The following is a 16,575-nucleotide window of genomic DNA, read 5'->3' as shown; positions in this document are numbered from 1 at the left end:
CGGCCTCCGCCGGTGGGTTGGCCCCTCGCTCCGGCCCGCGGTCGTCCCCGGCCCGGGGAGTCCCGGCAGCGGCCCCCTCTCAGGCGCCGGCCGGTGTCAGCGTGACCACCGGGACGCGGCGCCCCGAACGGGCCTGGAAGTCCGCGAGGAACGGCGCGACCGCGAGCTGGGCCGCCCAGAGCCGTTCCCGCTCGGCGCCCTCGGCCACGGCGGCCGTCACGGTGAAGGACTCCTTGCCGACCTCGACCCCGGCCGAGGGGTCGGCCAGCAGGTTGTGGTACCAGCCGGGGCGGTTCTCCCGGCCGCCGTTGGCCGCGAAGACCACCAGCCGGTCACCGTCCCTCAGGTAGGCCATCGGCGAGGTGCGCGGTTTCCCGCTGCGCGCCCCGGTGGTGGTGAGCAGCAGCAGCGGCATGCCCTCGAAGTCGCCGCCGACGACCCCGCCCGTGGCCCTGAACTCGTCGATCACCCGCTGGTTGTGCTCCAGACGCTCCGACACGGCTCCCCCTCGTCCCGCTCGTCAGCCCCGACCTGGCTCCGGCCCGATTCTCGGGGCGGATTCCGGCGGTCCGCCAGCAGACCGGCCATACCTGGTGAGGTCCGGCGGCGGCGCCGGGGATGGCGGGGACCGACGGCCGGGAGCGGCCCGAGACCGGAACCCGCCGCGGCGCAGCCGGCCCGCGGCCGAGACCGGCCGACGACCGGGAGTGGCCCCAAGACCGGAGCCCGCCGCAGGCGCCCGGCCCCGTACGGGATCCGCAACGACCCGTACGGGCTCCGCACGCGCAGGAACCCCCGGCGGTGAGGGTGGCCGGGGGTCTGCGGTTGCGGGACGACGGGGCCGGGCCCATGGGGGGACCCGGACCCGCGCCCGCCGTCAGTGGTTGCGCGGGAAGCCGAGGTCGACGCCCGCCGGGGCCTCCGACGGGTCCGGCCAGCGGGTCGTGACGACCTTGCCGCGGGTGTAGAAGTGGATGCCGTCGTTGCCGTAGATGTGGTGGTCGCCGAAGAGCGAGTCCTTCCAGCCACCGAAGGAGTGGTAGCCCACCGGCACCGGGATCGGCACGTTGACGCCGACCATGCCGGCCTGGATCTCCAGCTGGAACCGGCGGGCGGCGCCGCCGTCGCGGGTGAAGATCGCGGTGCCGTTGCCGAACGGCGAGGCGTTGATGAGGGCCACGCCCTCCTCGTAGGTCTCGGCGCGCAGCACACACAGCACCGGGCCGAAGATCTCGTCGCGGTAGGCGTCGGAGTCGGTCTTGACGTTGTCCAGCAGCGACAGGCCGATCCAGTGGCCGTCCTCGAAGCCGTCCACGGTGTAGCCGGTGCCGTCCAGGACCACGTCCGCGCCCTGCTCGGCGGCGCCGTACACGTACGAGGCGACCTTGTCGCGGTGGGCCTTGGTGATCAGCGGGCCCATCTCGGAGGTCGGGTCGTTGCCGGGACCGATCTTGATCTTCTCGGCGCGCTCGCGGATCTTCTGGACCAGCTCGTCGCCGATGGAGCCGACCGCGACGACGGCCGAGATGGCCATGCAGCGCTCGCCGGCCGAGCCGTACGCGGCGGAGACCGCGGCGTCGGCGGCGGCGTCCAGGTCCGCGTCGGGCAGCACCAGCATGTGGTTCTTCGCGCCGCCCAGGGCCTGCACGCGCTTGCCGTTGGCGGAGGCGGTGGTGTGGATGTGGCGGGCGATCGGGGTGGAGCCGACGAAGGAGACGGCGGCCACGTCCGGGTGCGCCAGCAGCGCGTCGACGGCGACCTTGTCGCCGTGCAGCACGTTCAGCACGCCGTCGGGCAGGCCGGCCTCCTTGGCCAGCTCGGCCAGCTTGTTGGCGGCCGACGGGTCCTTCTCGCTCGGCTTGAGGACGAAGGTGTTGCCGCAGGCGATGGCCAGCGGGAACATCCACATCGGGACCATCGCCGGGAAGTTGAACGGCGTGATGCCGGCGACCACGCCGAGCGGCTGACGGATGGCGGAGACGTCCACGCGGTTGGAGACCGAGGTGGACAGCTCGCCCTTGAGCTGGGTGGTGATGCCGCAGGCCAGCTCGACGATCTCCAGGCCGCGGGCGACCTCACCCAGCGCGTCCGAGTGGACCTTGCCGTGCTCGGCGGTGATCAGCTCGGCGATCGCGTCGCGGTTGGCGTCCAGCAGGGCGCGGTACGCGAAGAGCACCTTGGTGCGGGCGGCCAGGGAGGACTGGCCCCAGGTCTGGAAGGCCTCGCGGGCCACCTGTACCGCCGCGTCGACCTCCTCGACGGAGGCGAGCGCGACCTGGGTGGTGACCTCGCCCGTCGCCGGGTCGGTGACCGGGCCGAAGTTGCCCGACGCGCCCTCGACGGTCTTGCCACCGATCCAGTGGTTGACGGTCTTCATTGCTACTCCTTCACAGATGGCGACGTCGCGCTGCGGCTTGCCGGTCGTACTCTTCGCGTGCTCTGACGGCCGACGTGCGGGTCGCGGTCTCGGCCACAGGCACATCCCACCACGCCTGTGCGGGGGGCGGGCCCGACACAGTGTCGGGCGTTTCGGTCTCCGTGTAGACACATGTGGGGCGACCCGCCGAACGGGCGACCGCGAGGGCTTCCCGCAGGTCACGGACGGTGCGGGCGCGGATCACGGCCATTCCGAGCGAGGCCGCGTTGGCCGCCAGGTCCACCGGAAGGGGGTCCCCGGTGTACGAGGTGTCCAGTGCGCGGTGACGGTAGTCGGTGCCGAAGCGCTCACCTCCCACGGCCTCGGAAAGGCCCCCGATGGAGGCGTACCCGTGGTTGTCCAGGATCACCACCGTCAGCGGGATTCCCTCCTGCACCGCGGTGACCAGTTCGGTCGGGTTCATGAGGTACGAGCCGTCGCCGACCAGGGCCCAGACGGGCCGGCCGGGTTCCGCCAGGGCCACGCCGATGGCGGCCGGGATCTCGTAGCCCATGCAGGAGTAGCCGTACTCGACGTGGTACTGCCGCGGCGAGCGGGCCCGCCACAGCCGGTGGAGGTCGCCGGGCAGCGAGCCGGCCGCGTTGACCAGCACGTCCTCGTCGGTGACCAGGGCGTCGAGCGCGCCGAGCACCTGGGCCTGGGTGGGGCGGGCGTCCTCGTCGGGGGCGTGGAAGGCCCGGTCGACCAGGGTCTCCCAGTGGGCCTTGGCCTTGCCGTACGCCTCCTCGTACGCGGCCGGCACGCGGTACCCGGCCACCGCCTCCCGCAGCGCGTCCAGGCTTTCCCGGGCGTCGCCGACCAGCGGCAGCGCGGCCTGCTTGTGGGCGTCGTAGGGGTCGAGGTTGAGGCCCAGGAACCGGACGCCGGGGTCCTGGAACAGGGTCGAGGAGGCGGTGGTGAAGTCGCTCAGCCTGGTCCCGGCCGCGATCACGAGGTCGGCGGCGCGGGCCAGCTCGTCGGCGGTGGCGGTGCCGGTGTGGCCGACGGCGCCCACGTCGGCGGGGTGGTCGTGGCGCAGCGAGCCCTTCCCGGCCTGGGTGGAGGCGACGGGGATGCCGGTGGCCTCGGCGAAGGCGCGCAGGGCGTCCTCGGCCGCGCTGTGGTGGATGCCGCCGCCGGCGACGACCAGGGGGCGGCGGGCCGCCCGGACCGCCGCTGCGGCGGCCTCGACCTCCGCCGTCCCGGGGCGGGGGCGGCGTACCGGCCACACCCGCTCGGCGAAGAACTCCTCCGGCCAGTCGTGGGCCTCGGCCTGCACGTCCTGCGGGAGGGCGAGGGTGACGGCGCCGGTGGCCACCGGGTCGGTGAGCACCCGCATGGCCTGGAGGGCCGCCGGGACCAGGGCCTCGGGGCGGCCGATCCGGTCGAAGTACCGCGACACGGGCCGCAGGCAGTCGTTGACGGACACGTCCCCGGCGTGGGGCACCTCCAGCTGCTGGAGCACGGGGTCGGCGGGCCGGCCGGCGAAGACGTCGCCGGGCAGCAGCAGGACGGGGATGCGGTTGATGGTGGCGAGGGCCGCGCCGGTCACCAGGTTCGTCGCGCCGGGCCCGATGGACGTGGTCACGGCGTGGGCGCTGAGCCGCCCGCTGTGCCGGGCGTACCCGACCGCCGCGTGCACCATGGCCTGTTCGTTGCGGCCCTGGAGGAACGGCATGCCGTGCTCGGGCTCCGGGCCGGTCTCCAGCAGTGCCTGCCCGATCCCGGCGACGTTGCCGTGTCCGAAGATGCCCCAGGTGGCGGCGATCAGCCGGTGCCGCCGCCCGTCGCGCTCCGCATACTGCCGGGAGAGGAACCTGACGAGGGCCTGGGCGGTGGTGAGCCGGACGGTGCGCGGGGCGGTCACAGGGCCTCCTCGGGGTCCGGGGCGGGATGGGGCGGCGGTCCGGTGACCGGCAGCCTGGGATCGGCTTCCTGCCCCGCCCAGGACGCGCGAACCCACGCGTGATCGGGATGGTCGCGGATCAGCCACTCCCGCTCGGGGCCGGGCCCCGCCATCACGTTGAGGTAGTACATGTCGTGGCCGGGCGCGGCGATGGAAGGCCCGTGCCAGCCGTCGGGGATCAGCACGGCGTCGCCGGTGCGGACCTCGGCGAGCACGTCGGTCTTGCCGGCCGGCGACGGGCTCACCCGCTGGTAGCCGACGCCGGCCGTGTCCCCGTGCGGGGCGATCTCGTAGTAGTAGACCTCCTCCAGCCGGGACTCGTGCCCGGGGTGGTGCTCGTCGTGCTTGTGGGGCGGGTACGAGGACCAGTTGCCGCCGGGGGTGAGCACCTCGACGGCGATCAGCCGGTCGCAGGCGAACGCGTCGGCGGCGGCGAAGTTGTTGACCTGCCGGGAGCACACCCCTGCGCCGCGGATCTCGACCGGCACGTCCCCGGCCGCCCCGTACCGCGCGGGCAGCACGGCCTCGCACACGGCCCCGGCCAACGCAAACCGCCCACCGGCAGCGGACCGAAGCTCACTGACGCTCCCCCGCGGCAGATACGCGAAGTCACTGGGCCCGCCGAACACCCCGTCCCGGCCCCGAAGTTCGAACACAACGACCCGCCCGCCGCCGCCCCCCGCGGACCCGGCCTCCACCACGCCTGCACCCCCGCCGGCGCTCGCAGCGCCGACCCCTGCGGGCCCGACCTCCACCGCACTTCCAGCCCCACCGGCACTCGCCGCGCCGACCCCCGAAGGCCCGACCTCCACCGCCTTCCCGGCGGCCGGAGGCGCCCCGCCGGCGCCCGCGGCCCCCGCAGACCCGGCCCCCACCGCACTTCCAGCGCCACCGGCACCCGCGGCCCCGAGCCCCGCGGACCCGGCCCCCACCACATCTCCAGCCCCGCCGGCGTTTGAGGCGCGGGGGCCTGGGGGCGGAGCCCCCGGGGTCGTGCCGGCCCCGCCGGCGCCTGAGGTGCCGGGGGTCCCCCCGGCGGTGGCCGGGGGCGGAGCCACGGGGGCGGGCAGCGGCTCCGCGCAGCGGACCTCGCACCCACCCGACAACGGCAGCACGATCCACTCGCACTCCCCCGCCTCGTGCACGTACGCCTCGCCCGCCTCCAGGGAGAGCACGCGCAGCCGCGCGTACTCCATCCCCCACTCACCGCTCACCGGCACGCCCCAGCACCTCCTCGATCTCCGCAGCCACCGGCATGGCGGACGAACACGCCAGCCGCGAGGCGACGATGGCCCCCGCCGCGTTCCCGTACCGCAGCACCCGCTCCGGCTCCCACCCCGCCAGCAGCCCGTGGCACAGCGCACCCCCGAACGCGTCGCCCGCACCCAGCCCGTTGACCACCTCCACCGGTACCGGCGGCACCTCGGCGACCCGCCCGTCCCGGTGCATCGCCAGCACCCCCTCCGGACCGCGCTTCACCACCGCCAGCTCCACCCCGGCCGTCAGCAGCGCCCGCCCCGCCGCCAGGGGGTCCCGCTCGCCGGTGGCCACCGCGCACTCCTCCTCGTTGCCCACGGCCACCGTGGCCAGCGACAGCGCCCGCGCGTAGTGCTCGCCCGGCGGCTCCGACCACAGCGTCGGCCGCCAGTCCAGGTCGAAGACGGTGGTCCCGGACTTCGCCCGGGCCTCCAGCGCGGCCAGCGTCGCGCCCCGGCTGGGCTCCGCGCTCAGCCCGGTCCCGGTCGTCCAGAAGACCCGTGCCGCCCGGATCGCGCCGAGGTCCAGCTCGTCCTCACGGATCTCCAGGTCCGGCGCCTTGGGCAGCCGGTAGAAGTACAGCGGGAACCGGTCCGGCGGGAAGACCTCGCAGAAGGTGATCGGCGTCGGGTACGCGGCGACCTCGGCCACGTACCGGTCGTCCACCCCGAAGCTCCGCAGCTCCGCCCGCAGGTACGCGCCGAAGGGGTCCGCGCCCGTCCGCGTCACCATCGCCACCCGCCGGCCGAGCCGGGCGGCGGCGACCGCCACGTTCGCCGGCGAGCCGCCGAGGAACCGGCCGAACGTGTCGGCCTCCCCGAGCGGCACGCCCGTCTTGAGCGGGTACAGGTCCACCCCGATCCGCCCCATCGTGATCACGTCAAACCGGTCGCTGGTCAATGGCAATCCTCCGAACATCCCCGCGCCTTCTGCCTAAGCTGGCCGTATGGCTTCCTCCCCGCCCGCGTTGACCCGCATTCGGCTCGGTTCGGCTCCGGACTCCTGGGGGGTGTGGTTCCCCGAAGACCCGGAGCAGACGCCCTGGGACCGCTTCCTGGACGAGGTCGCGGACGCCGGTTACGAGTGGATCGAGCTCGGCCCGTACGGCTACCTCCCCACGGATCCGGTACGGCTGAAGGACGAGACGGGTCGGCGCGGCCTGCGGGTCTCGGCCGGCACCGTCTTCACCGGACTCCATCACGGGCCCGCCGTCTGGGACGCGACCTGGGAGCACGTGTCGCGGATCGCGGAGCTGGCCCAGGCCATGGGCGCCGGCCACCTGGTGGTCATCCCGTCCTTCTGGCGCGACGACAAGACCGGCGCCGTCCTGGAGGACGCGGAGCTCGACGCCGGCCAGTGGCGGGAACTGGCCCGCCAGACCGAGCGCCTGGGCCGCGAGGTCCGGGACCGCTACGGGCTGCGGATCGTGGTGCACCCGCACGCCGACACCCACATCGACACCCCGGAGAACGTGGCCCGCTTCCTGGACGCCACCGACCCGGACGCCGTCTCGCTCTGCCTGGACACCGGGCACTACGCCTACTGCGGCGGCGACAGCGTGGAGCTCATCGAGACCTTCGGCGAGCGCATCGGCTACCTGCACCTCAAGCAGGTCGACCCGGCCGTACTGGCCGAAGTGCGGGCGGAGCAGGTGCCGTTCGGGCCAGCGGTGGCCCGCGGGGTGATGTGCGAACCGCCCCAGGGGGTGCCGGACCTGGCACCGGTGCTGGCGGCGGCCGAGCGGCTGGACACGCCGCTCTTCGCGATCGTCGAGCAGGACATGTACCCCTGTCCGCCCGACCGCCCGCTGCCCATCGCCCGCCGCACCCGCGCCTATCTTCGGTCCTGCGGCCTGCGCTGACGCAGTCCGCCCACACCAGCAGCGAGGGGGAACGATGAGCGGCACGCTCGGCATCGCGGTGATCGGCACGGGCCGGATGGGCGCCGACCACGTACGGCGCATCGACCGCGTGATCAGCGGGGCCCGGGTGGCCGCCGTCGCCGACCCGGACGGGGACCGGGTGAAGGAGATCGCCGCCGGCGTCGAGGGCTGCGCCGCCTTCACGGACCCGTCGGCGGCCCTCGCCGCGCCGGGCGTCGACGCCGTGCTGATCGCCTCGCCCGGCCCGGCCCACGAGGCCACGGTGCTGGAGGCGCTCGGCAGAGAGCTCCCGGTGCTCTGTGAGAAGCCGCTCACCCCGGACCCCGGGGGCGCGCTGCGGATCATGGAGGCGGAAGAGCGGCTGGGCCGGCGGCTGGTGCAGGTCGGCTTCATGCGCCGGCACGACGCCGAGTACGAGCGGCTCAAGGCCCTGCTGGACGCCGGGGAGCTGGGCCGGCCGCTCTTCCTGCACTGCCGGCACCGCAACGCCTCGTCCCCTTCCTTCTTCACGACCGAGATGCTCGTGAACGACTCGGTGGTGCACGAGGTGGACGCGGCCCGCTGGCTGCTCGGGCAGGAGGTCACCGCGGTGACGGTGCTTTCGCCCGCCTCGTCCGCGGCGGCTCCCGAGGGACTGCGCGACCCCCAGTTCATCCTGCTGGAGACCTCCGGCGGGGCCCTGGTGGACGTGGAGATCTTCGTCAACTGCGGCTTCGGCTACCAGGTGGTGTGCGAGGCCGTCGGCGAGTCCGGCAGCGCCCGCATCGGCGACGGCCAGTCGGTGCTCGTGCAGTCCCGGGGGCGCTGGGGCGGCGAGATCACCCAGGACTACACCGTGCGCTTCGCGGACGCCTACGACCGCCAGGTCCGCCGCTGGGTGGAGGCCATCCGGCGGGGCGGGGTGACGGGCCCCGGCGCCTGGGACGGCTACGCGGCAGCGGCCGTCAGCGAGGCCGGTGTCACCGCCCAGCTCACCGGGGTCCGCACCGAGGTGTCCCTCGCGCCGAAGCCCGCTCTGTACGCCTGAACGTCCTCCCGTGCCTCCCTGTCGCCGGTCCCACGGCGGGAGGGCGGCTGCGTCGCGCTGTCCCGTGCCGGTCACAGCGTTCGGCACCCCGTGACGGATGTCCGCGTTACGCGGGTCTTCCGTCACAGGCGGTCGACAGCCCCTCTCCCCGCCCCGAGAGCCGTCGTTCTCGGGGCACAAGGCTGAGTGATCGTCAGCGTCCGTGCCCCGCTTCCCCCGACGGCCTCCCGGCCGCCCGGCGGCACGGACAAGGAGGTGCCGCAGATGACCGACCGAAAGCTGTGGTCGTACAAGGAGATCGCCGCACACATCCGGGTCCAGCCCGACACCGTGCGGTCGTACCGCAAGCACGGGCTGCTGCCGCCCCCGGACCACGTCGAGGCCGGCAAGCCCTACTGGTACGCGGACACCATCCGGGACTGGGTGGCCCGCCGTCCCGGCAACCGGGGCCGCCGGGACGACTGAGGGCCCTCCTACCCCACGCGCTCGGGAACCGGTGCGGCGGCCTCCTCCGCCGCCCGTCCCACGGGGGGCGGCGGCACGGCGCGCTCCCCCTCGCTCAGCCCGAAGCGGTCGTGCAGCGCCCGGAGCGGGCGCGGCGCCCACCAGGTGGCCCGGCCGGTCAGCTTCATCACCGCCGGCACGAGCAGCCCCCGGACGACCATCGCGTCCATCAGCACCGCCAGCGCGATCCCCAGGCCCAGCATCTTGGTGTTGGTCACCCGCGAGCTGCCGATGGCCACCATCACCACCGCGAGGATCACGGCGGCCGCGGTGATCAGCCCGCCCGTCTTGGCGAGCCCGGCCCGCACGGCACCCTCGTGGTCGCCGGTCCGCTCGTACTCCTCCTTGATGCGGGATATGAGGAACACCCCGTAGTCCATGGAGAGGCCGAAGGCGATGCAGAACATCAGCACCGGCAGCGTCGTCTCGATGTCCCCGGTCGCGGTGAATCCGAGCAGCCCGGACAGGTGGCCCTCCTGGAACACCCACACCACGGCGCCGAACATGGCCGTCAGACTGAGGGCGTTGAGCAGCACCGCCTGGAGCGGGATCAGCAGGCTGCCGGTCATCAGGAACACCAGCAGCAGCGTGGCCGCAGCGATCAGCACACCCGCCTTGGGCAGTTGTTCCGCGATCGCGTCCTGTGCGTCCACGAGCACGGCCGCCTGGCCGGTCACCGAGGTCGTGAAGGGTGCGTCGACCGCGCGCACCTCGCCGACGAGGTCCTGGGCCTTCTGGCCCACGGCCTCCCCTTCGGCCAGCACGGAGAAGTACGCGTACTCGCCGGACCTGACCGGCCCGTCGGCCCGCAGCACGCCGGGCAGCTCCGCGATCCGGCCCCGGTACGCGGCGTAGGCGGCGTCGTCGGCCGGCCCCTCGGCCAGCACCACGAGTCCGGCGCCCGGGCTGCCGGGGAATCCGTCCCTGATCTGCTGCTGGACGATGTGGGAGGCTGCGGTGGAGGGCAGCTGCCGGTCGTCCACGGTGCCGAACTTCACGCCGAGGAAGGGCAGTCCGAGCAGCAGCAGCCCGGCAGTGGTCGCCACCGCGAAGACCGGCGCCCGGCGCATCACCAGCGCGGTGCTCCGGGCCCACCCGCGGCCGGACCCGTCGGGCCGGCCGGCCGCCCGGCCGCGCCGCCAGAGACGCCTGAGGTCCAGGGCGTTGACCCGGTCCCCGAGCAGCACCAGCGCCGCGGGCAGCAGGATCAGTGCGGCTGCGGCCGCCAGCAGCACCACCGCGACCCCGGCGTAGGCGAAGGAGCGCAGGAAGTACATCGGGAAGAAGAGCATCCCGGACAGGGCGACGGCGACGGTGAGCGCGGAGAAGAGCACGGTCCGCCCCGCGGTGCGCAGGGTGGTGGCCACGGCCGCGGCCGGGTCCTTCCCGGCGGCCAGCTCCTCGCGGTACCGGCGCACGATGAAGAGGGCGTAGTCGATGGCCAGGCCCAGTCCGAGCGCGGTGGTGAGGTTCTGGGCGAAGACGGAGACCTCGGTGATCTCGGTGAGTCCGCGCAGGACGGCGTTGGTGCCCAGGATGGCGACGATGCCGACGCCGAGCGGGAGCAGCGCGGCGACGGCGCTGCCGAAGACGAGGACCAGCAGGACGAGGGTGACCGGCAGGGCGATCAGCTCGGCCCTGAGCAGGTCCTCCTGGATGGTGGTGGTCACCTCGCGCTGGACGGCCACGGGCCCGCCGATGGAGACCGAGACCGGTCCCCGGGCGCCCTCGAAGCGGGGCGCGATGCGGTCCAGCGTCGCGGTGGCCGTCTTGTCGTCGCCCTGGACCCGGGCTGCGATCAGTGCCTGCCGGCCGTCCTCGGAGCGCAGTAGCGGCGCCTTGGTCCGCCAGTACGAGCCGACGCCCGTGACGCCGGGCTCCGCGGCCAGGACCGCGGTCAGCCGCTCCGCCTCGGCCGCGACGGCCGGGTCGTCCACCCGGCCCTGCCCGGCGTCGAGGAGCAGCAGCAGGTTGGGCTGGGAGGCCGGGAACTCGCGCTCCAGGACCTCGGCGGCGTACGTGGACCGGGCGTCCGGGTCCTCCCAGCCGCCGCTGCCCATCCGGTCGGCCACCCCGCCGCCCGCGAACACGGCGAGCGCGGTGACGACGAGGGCGAGCAGCAGCGACAGCCGCGGCCGCGCGGTGACGAACCGCGTCCAGCCGCCCGCGCCTGCGCCGGTCACCGCAGCGGCGGCTCCCCCGGCGCCTCGCGACCCGCCGCCCTTCCGGGAGCCGCCGGCCCCTCCGGACCCGCCGCCTCTGCCGCTCCCGCCGCCCCCGCCGGTCGCGGGATCCTTCGTGGCCAGGGCCTTCTTGACTTCGGACATACCTCGGTGTCCCCTTCACCATGACCCGCCGATACGGGTCGCCCCCATTGCCCAAGACCAGACCAGAACCAAGCCCAGACCCGTAGACTGGCAAACACGAGACGTCGCTCGCGTTTCTCAAGAATGCGAGCGGGCACTCGTGTTTGTCAATCACTCCTGGGGAGTACCTGGAAAGCAGAGGAATCACCGTGCCGGAGGCCAACCCCGCCGAGACCGCCAAACCGCGCCGCCGCCAGGCCCGCGGCGAGCGCCGCGTGGCCCAGCTCCTGGAGGCCGCGGCCGGCGTGTTCTGCCGCAGCGGCTACGCGGCGGCCAGCACCAACGCCATCGCCCGCGAGGCCGGCGTCTCCCCGGGGACGCTGTACCAGTTCTTCCCGAACAAGGAGGCCATCGCGATCGAGCTGGGAGGCCAACTGCTGCACAAGGCGAACGTGATGCACGGCCAGGCCTTCCTGCCGGAGAACCTGCACCTCCCGCTGCCGGAGCTGCTGGACGCCGTCCTCGACCCGGTCATCGCGTTCAACTGCGAGAACCCGGCCTTCTGGGCACTGATGCACGGCTCCGGCATCCCCGGCCACATCAACGACGAGCACGAGGCGCTCCACCAGGGCCTCCAGACCCGGGTCGAGGGCATCCTGGCCACGTTCCTGCCCGACGCGCCGCCGGCCGAGCTGTCCCGGACCGCACACATGACGCTCGCAGCCTTCAAGGCGGGGCTCGACCTGATCCTCGCCAGCGAGGGCGCCGAGCGCGAGGCGTACGTCGCCGAGCTGAAGACGTTGCTCTTCCGCTACCTGGACCCGCTGATCGGGGACCGGACGGCGGCACCCGGGACCCCCACGCGGTAACCGGCGCGCCGGGCCCCGCGGCAGGCGGCTCTCACCGGGACCCCTCGCCAGGCCCCCTCACCGGGGCCCCGTCACCAGGACTCCTCCCCGACCCGCTCGCCGCGCGGCAGGGACTCCCCGGCGCCGGCCCGGCACTTGAGGGCGAGCAGCGGGAAGACCAGTACGGAGACCATGGCGGCCCCGACCAGGGCCGCCGCCTCCCCCGCGCCCAGCACCCCGTCCTCGACGCCCAGCGTGGTGATGGCGACGACCAGCGGCAGCGCGGTGGACCCGAAGAGGACCAGCGCCGCCCGGTCACGCCGGACCAGGTCACGCGGGGCCAGGAACCAGATGGGCAGCCCCCGCACCACGAGGAAGAGCAGCAGGAACAGGGGCAGCAGGAGCAGCTCCCACCCGCCCTCCAGCAACGAGTCGAGGTCGAACTCGATGCCGGTGACGACGAAGAACACCGGCACCAGGAAGCCGAACCCCATGGCCTCCACCTTCGAGAGGACCAGCCCGCTGCTCTCCGGGACGGCCCCCTGGAGCACCAGCCGCGTGACCATCCCGGCCGCGAAGGCACCGAGCAGCACGTCCAGGCCCAGCACCTCGGTGAGCCCCAGCATCACCACGAGGAGGAAGACCACCAGCCGCACCGCGAACTGCCCGCTGCTGTGCAGGGTCTTGGCGATGACCCGGGAGAACCAGGGCGGCTTGGGCCGCATCGCCCAGAGCACGGCCAGCGCCGTGAGCACCGCGAAGGCGATCAGGGTGGCCGCCGAGGTGGCCGGCGCCCGCCCGCTGAGCAGCAGCGCCATGGCGATGATCGGCCCGAACTCGCCGACCGAGCCGAAGGCCATCATCACGGTGCCGAACCGGGTCCCCAGGTCACCGGCGTCCCGCAGCACCGGCAGGATCGTGCCGAGCGCGGTGCTGGTCAGCGCGGTGCCGATGTAGACGCCCTTGGCGAACCCACCGCCGTGCGCGAGCAGCACGCCGAGGGCGAGCCCGAGCGCGAGCGCCGCGATCCAGGCCCACACCGAGCGCCTGAGCGTGTCCCCGCGCACCCTGTCGAACTGGATCTCGTACCCCGCCAGGAAGATCAGCATGGCCAGGCCGAGCTGGGAGAGCGTGTCGATCACACCCCCGGATTCGGCCCAGCCGAGCACGTCGGGGCCGACCAGGATGCCCAGCAGGATCTCGAAGATGACCAGCGGCACCGGGAGCCAGCGGGAGACTCCGTAGGCCAGCAGGGGTGCGAGGACGGCGATGGCCATGATCAGAACGAGCGTCCCCGAATGCGACATACGCCCCATTTATCTACGCTCCGACGGGATCCGCCAACCGGGAGCGATCCGTTCCGCGCCCCTGCCCTCGATCGCGACGCGTCGAAGGAGGGAGTCGCGGAATACCCCCTAGGGGTATAGTGTTCTCACTGTCGGGAGACCGTGGAGGGATCCACGGGCACCCGGCCCCCTGACTTCGCACGTCCCGAAGAGGAGAACGACATGACCGCCGAGACGGACACCCAGACCACCACCGGCTCCTGCTGCGGCGGCAGCAGCGCCTGCCAGGACGGCACCGCCGCCGCTGCGGGCGTCACCGCGGTCTACCGCGTCACCGGCATGACCTGCGGCCACTGCGAGGGCGCCGTGACCGCCGAGGTCTCCGCCCTGGCCGGCGTCTCCTCGGTCAAGGCCGTGGCCGCCACCGGCGAGGTCACCGTGATCTCGGAGGCCCCGCTGGACCTGGAGGCCGTCCGCGCCGCCGTGGACGAGGCGGGCTACGAGCTCGCCGGCCTGGCCTGAGCCGCCGCACGGCGCCCGGGCCCCGCGGGGTCCGGGGGCCGCACTCCTCACGCAGGACTTCCCGCCGGACCGTGCCGGCCGGCTGATACCGGTCCCGCACGGTCCGGCCCTCCCCCTGGAGCCGGACATGAGCAGCACCCTGCACGACGACCCGATAGCGCCCACCGCCGCGGCCGCCGAGGTCGAGCTCTCCATCGGCGGCATGACCTGTGCCTCGTGCGCCGCCCGCATCGAGAAGAAGCTCAACCGCATGGACGGCGTCACGGCGACGGTCAACTACGCCACCGAGAAGGCGCGGGTCACGTACGCAGAGGGCATCGAGGTCGCCGACCTGATCGCGACCGTCGTGAAGACCGGCTACACCGCCGAGGAGCCCCCGCCGCCGGCCCCCGAGCCCACCACCTCCCCGGAGGCCCCCGAGGCGCCCGGCGCCGACGCCGGCATGGACCCGGCGCTCGCGGAGCTGCGCGGGCGGCTCGTCGTCTCGGCCCTGCTGGCCGCCCCCGTGGTCCTGCTGGCCATGGTCCCCGCCCTCCAGTTCGACAACTGGCAGTGGCTCTCGCTCACCCTGGCCGCCCCGGTCGTCGTCTGGGGCGCGTACCCCTTCCACAAGGCCGCCTGGACGAACGCCCGGCACGGCGCCGCCACCATGGACACCCTGGTCTCCGTGGGCACGCTGGCCGCCTTCGGCTGGTCGCTGTGGGCCCTGTTCTTCGGCCACGCCGGCATGCCCGGCATGCGGCACGGCTTCGACCTGACGGTCTCCCGCGCCGACGGCGCCTCCACCATCTACCTGGAGGTCGCGGCCGGGGTCGTCACCTTCATCCTGCTCGGCCGCTATCTGGAGGCCCGCTCCAAGCGGAAGGCCGGCGCGGCCCTCAAGGCCCTGATGGAACTCGGCGCCAAGGACGTGTCCGTGCTGCGCGGCGGCACGGAGGTACGGATCCCCGTCGACGCCCTGGCCGTCGGCGACCGCTTCGTCGTCCGCCCCGGCGAGAAGATCGCCACCGACGGCACCGTGGTCGAGGGCAGCTCCGCCGTCGACGCCTCGATGCTCACCGGGGAGTCGGTGCCCGTGGACGTGACCACCGGCGACGCCGTCACCGGAGCGACCGTCAACACCGCCGGGCGGCTGGTCGTCCAGGCCACCCGGGTCGGCTCCGACACCCAGCTCTCCCGGATGGCCAGGCTGGTCGAGGACGCCCAGAACGGCAAGGCCGAGGTCCAGCGGCTGGCCGACCGGATCTCCGCGGTCTTCGTGCCGGTCGTCCTGGTCCTCGCCCTCGGCACCCTGCTGACCTGGCTGTTCGTCACCGGCGACGCCACCGCGGCCTTCACCGCCGCCGTGGCCGTGCTGATCATCGCCTGTCCCTGCGCCCTGGGCCTGGCCACCCCGACCGCGCTGATGGTCGGCACCGGGCGCGGCGCGCAGCTCGGCATCCTCATCAAGGGCCCCGAGGTGCTGGAGTCCACCCGCCGCGTGGACACCGTGGTCCTGGACAAGACCGGCACCGTCACCACCGGCCGGATGACCCTGCTCGGCGTCACCGCCGCCGACGGCACCGACGAGGCGGAGCTGCTGCGCCTGGCGGGCTCCCTGGAGCACGCCTCGGAGCACCCGGTGGCCCGTGCCATCGCGACCGGTGCGGCCGAGCGGGTGGGCGCGCTGCCGGTGCCGGAGGGCTTCGAGAACGTCGCCGGGCTCGGCGTCCAGGGCATGGTCGACGGGCACGCGGTGCTGGTGGGCCGCGAGCGGCTGCTGGCAGAGTGGGCGATCACGCTCCCGGCGGAGCTGGCGGCCGCCAAGGCCGAGGCCGAGGCGGCCGGCCGTACCGCGGTCGTGGTCGCCTGGGACGGTGCGGCGCGCGGCGTGCTGACGGTGGCGGACGCGGTGAAGGAGACCAGCGCCGAGGCCGTGTCCCGGCTGCGCGCCCTGGGCCTCACCCCGGTGCTGCTCACCGGCGACAACCGGGCGGTGGCCGAGGCCGTGGCCCGCGAGGTGGGCATCGACGAGGTGGTCGCCGAGGTGCTGCCGCAGGACAAGGTGGCGGAGGTCAAGCGCCTCCAGGGCGAGGGCCGTACGGTCGCCATGGTCGGCGACGGGGTCAACGACGCCGCCGCGCTCGCCCAGGCCGACCTGGGCCTGGCCATGGGCACCGGCACCGACGCCGCCATCGAGGCCGGCGACCTGACGCTCGTACGCGGGGACCTGCGCGTCGCCGCCGACGCCATCCGGCTGTCCCGGCGCACCCTGGCCACCATCAAGGGCAACCTCTTCTGGGCCTTCGGCTACAACGTGGCGGCGCTGCCGCTGGCGGCCGCCGGACTGCTCAACCCGATGATCGCGGGGGCCGCGATGGCCTTCTCGTCGGTCTTCGTTGTGACAAACAGCCTGCGGCTGCGGTCCTTCAGGTAGCCTCTTCGCATCTCGGGCACAGTTCCTTCACGCGAGGCACAAGATCGAGACAGAGATCACAGGGATGCGTACGTAACCATCCGGGGGTGACGCGAGTCTAATGAGGCGATGCCGAGAACGTCTTTGGGGGACGTTGGGCGGGCGTCTTGGGGGACGTCCATGCATCTGCCACGCCGGGGCACGTGCGGCCGGGGAGCTTTGAGCG

The 16,575-nt window shown here is 73.8% G+C and carries 13 protein-coding genes; 6 read left to right on the top strand and 7 right to left on the bottom strand.

Features of this window, described 5'->3' with window-relative positions; genetic code table 11:
- Positions 1 to 79: 79 nt before the first annotated feature.
- The 5 genes from ACIF6F_RS24685 to iolC all read right to left on the bottom strand — a co-directional run bounded on the left by ACIF6F_RS24685 (position 80) and on the right by iolC (position 6,497).
- Positions 80 to 499 carry a nitroreductase family deazaflavin-dependent oxidoreductase gene (locus tag ACIF6F_RS24685; RefSeq protein WP_399950356.1) on the bottom strand — a complete coding sequence of 140 codons (420 nt, stop codon included), beginning with the start codon at positions 497 to 499 and terminating at the stop codon, positions 80 to 82.
- Between the two features lie 378 nt (positions 500 to 877).
- Positions 878 to 2,377: a CoA-acylating methylmalonate-semialdehyde dehydrogenase gene (locus ACIF6F_RS24680; protein WP_399950353.1), complete on the bottom strand. Its 1,500-nt coding sequence runs from the start codon at positions 2,375 to 2,377 to the stop codon at positions 878 to 880.
- Positions 2,378 to 2,387: 10 nt separating this feature from the next.
- The gene (iolD, locus tag ACIF6F_RS24675) at positions 2,388 to 4,283 is read right to left on the bottom strand and encodes a 3D-(3,5/4)-trihydroxycyclohexane-1,2-dione acylhydrolase (decyclizing) (protein ID WP_399950351.1); all 1,896 of its coding nucleotides are present in this window, start codon (positions 4,281 to 4,283) and stop codon (positions 2,388 to 2,390) included.
- Positions 4,280 to 5,134, bottom strand: coding sequence for a 5-deoxy-glucuronate isomerase (gene iolB, locus ACIF6F_RS24670; protein WP_399950798.1), 855 nt, complete (start codon positions 5,132 to 5,134; stop codon positions 4,280 to 4,282). Before iolB ends, iolD begins: the two co-directional genes overlap by 4 nt.
- A gap of 391 nt (positions 5,135 to 5,525) precedes the next feature.
- Positions 5,526 to 6,497: a 5-dehydro-2-deoxygluconokinase gene (iolC, locus tag ACIF6F_RS24665; RefSeq protein ID WP_399950348.1), complete on the bottom strand. Its 972-nt coding sequence runs from the start codon at positions 6,495 to 6,497 to the stop codon at positions 5,526 to 5,528.
- Positions 6,498 to 6,525: 28 nt separating this feature from the next.
- Between iolC and ACIF6F_RS24660 the strand changes: the two genes are divergently transcribed.
- From ACIF6F_RS24660 to ACIF6F_RS24650, 3 genes are all read left to right on the top strand, one after another.
- A complete protein-coding gene (locus tag ACIF6F_RS24660; RefSeq protein WP_399950345.1) occupies positions 6,526 to 7,440 on the top strand; it encodes a sugar phosphate isomerase/epimerase family protein in 915 nt (304 codons plus the stop codon).
- Between the two features lie 34 nt (positions 7,441 to 7,474).
- A complete protein-coding gene (locus tag ACIF6F_RS24655) occupies positions 7,475 to 8,488 on the top strand; it encodes a Gfo/Idh/MocA family protein (protein WP_399950342.1) in 1,014 nt (337 codons plus the stop codon).
- Between the two features lie 264 nt (positions 8,489 to 8,752).
- Positions 8,753 to 8,953, top strand: a complete 201-nt coding sequence (locus ACIF6F_RS24650; protein WP_399950339.1) for a helix-turn-helix transcriptional regulator — start codon at positions 8,753 to 8,755, stop codon at positions 8,951 to 8,953.
- 8 nt (positions 8,954 to 8,961) lie between these two features.
- On the opposite strand, the gene ACIF6F_RS24645 is transcribed toward ACIF6F_RS24650, so the two are convergent.
- Positions 8,962 to 11,175 carry an MMPL family transporter gene (locus ACIF6F_RS24645; protein WP_399950336.1) on the bottom strand — a complete coding sequence of 738 codons (2,214 nt, stop codon included), beginning with the start codon at positions 11,173 to 11,175 and terminating at the stop codon, positions 8,962 to 8,964.
- Between the two features lie 332 nt (positions 11,176 to 11,507).
- Here ACIF6F_RS24645 and ACIF6F_RS24640 point away from each other — a divergent pair, with 332 nt between their 5' ends.
- The gene (locus tag ACIF6F_RS24640; RefSeq protein WP_399950333.1) at positions 11,508 to 12,167 is read left to right on the top strand and encodes a TetR/AcrR family transcriptional regulator; all 660 of its coding nucleotides are present in this window, start codon (positions 11,508 to 11,510) and stop codon (positions 12,165 to 12,167) included.
- A gap of 71 nt (positions 12,168 to 12,238) precedes the next feature.
- On the opposite strand, the gene ACIF6F_RS24635 is transcribed toward ACIF6F_RS24640, so the two are convergent.
- Positions 12,239 to 13,453: a cation:proton antiporter gene (locus ACIF6F_RS24635; RefSeq protein WP_399950330.1), complete on the bottom strand. Its 1,215-nt coding sequence runs from the start codon at positions 13,451 to 13,453 to the stop codon at positions 12,239 to 12,241.
- Between the two features lie 201 nt (positions 13,454 to 13,654).
- Here ACIF6F_RS24635 and ACIF6F_RS24630 point away from each other — a divergent pair, with 201 nt between their 5' ends.
- Positions 13,655 to 13,954 (top strand): heavy-metal-associated domain-containing protein, encoded by a 300-nt coding sequence (locus ACIF6F_RS24630; protein ID WP_399950327.1) that lies wholly within the window; start codon positions 13,655 to 13,657, stop codon positions 13,952 to 13,954.
- Between the two features lie 127 nt (positions 13,955 to 14,081).
- Positions 14,082 to 16,370: a heavy metal translocating P-type ATPase gene (locus ACIF6F_RS24625; RefSeq protein ID WP_399950324.1), complete on the top strand. Its 2,289-nt coding sequence runs from the start codon at positions 14,082 to 14,084 to the stop codon at positions 16,368 to 16,370.
- The last annotated feature ends 205 nt before the right edge of the window (positions 16,371 to 16,575 follow it).

It is taken from the genome of Streptomyces sp. NPDC086023 (genome assembly GCF_044540325.1).
Classification (GTDB): domain Bacteria; phylum Actinomycetota; class Actinomycetes; order Streptomycetales; family Streptomycetaceae; genus Streptomyces.
Note: the sequence above shows the minus strand (reverse complement) of the source record. Positions and strands in the feature narration are given on the sequence as shown.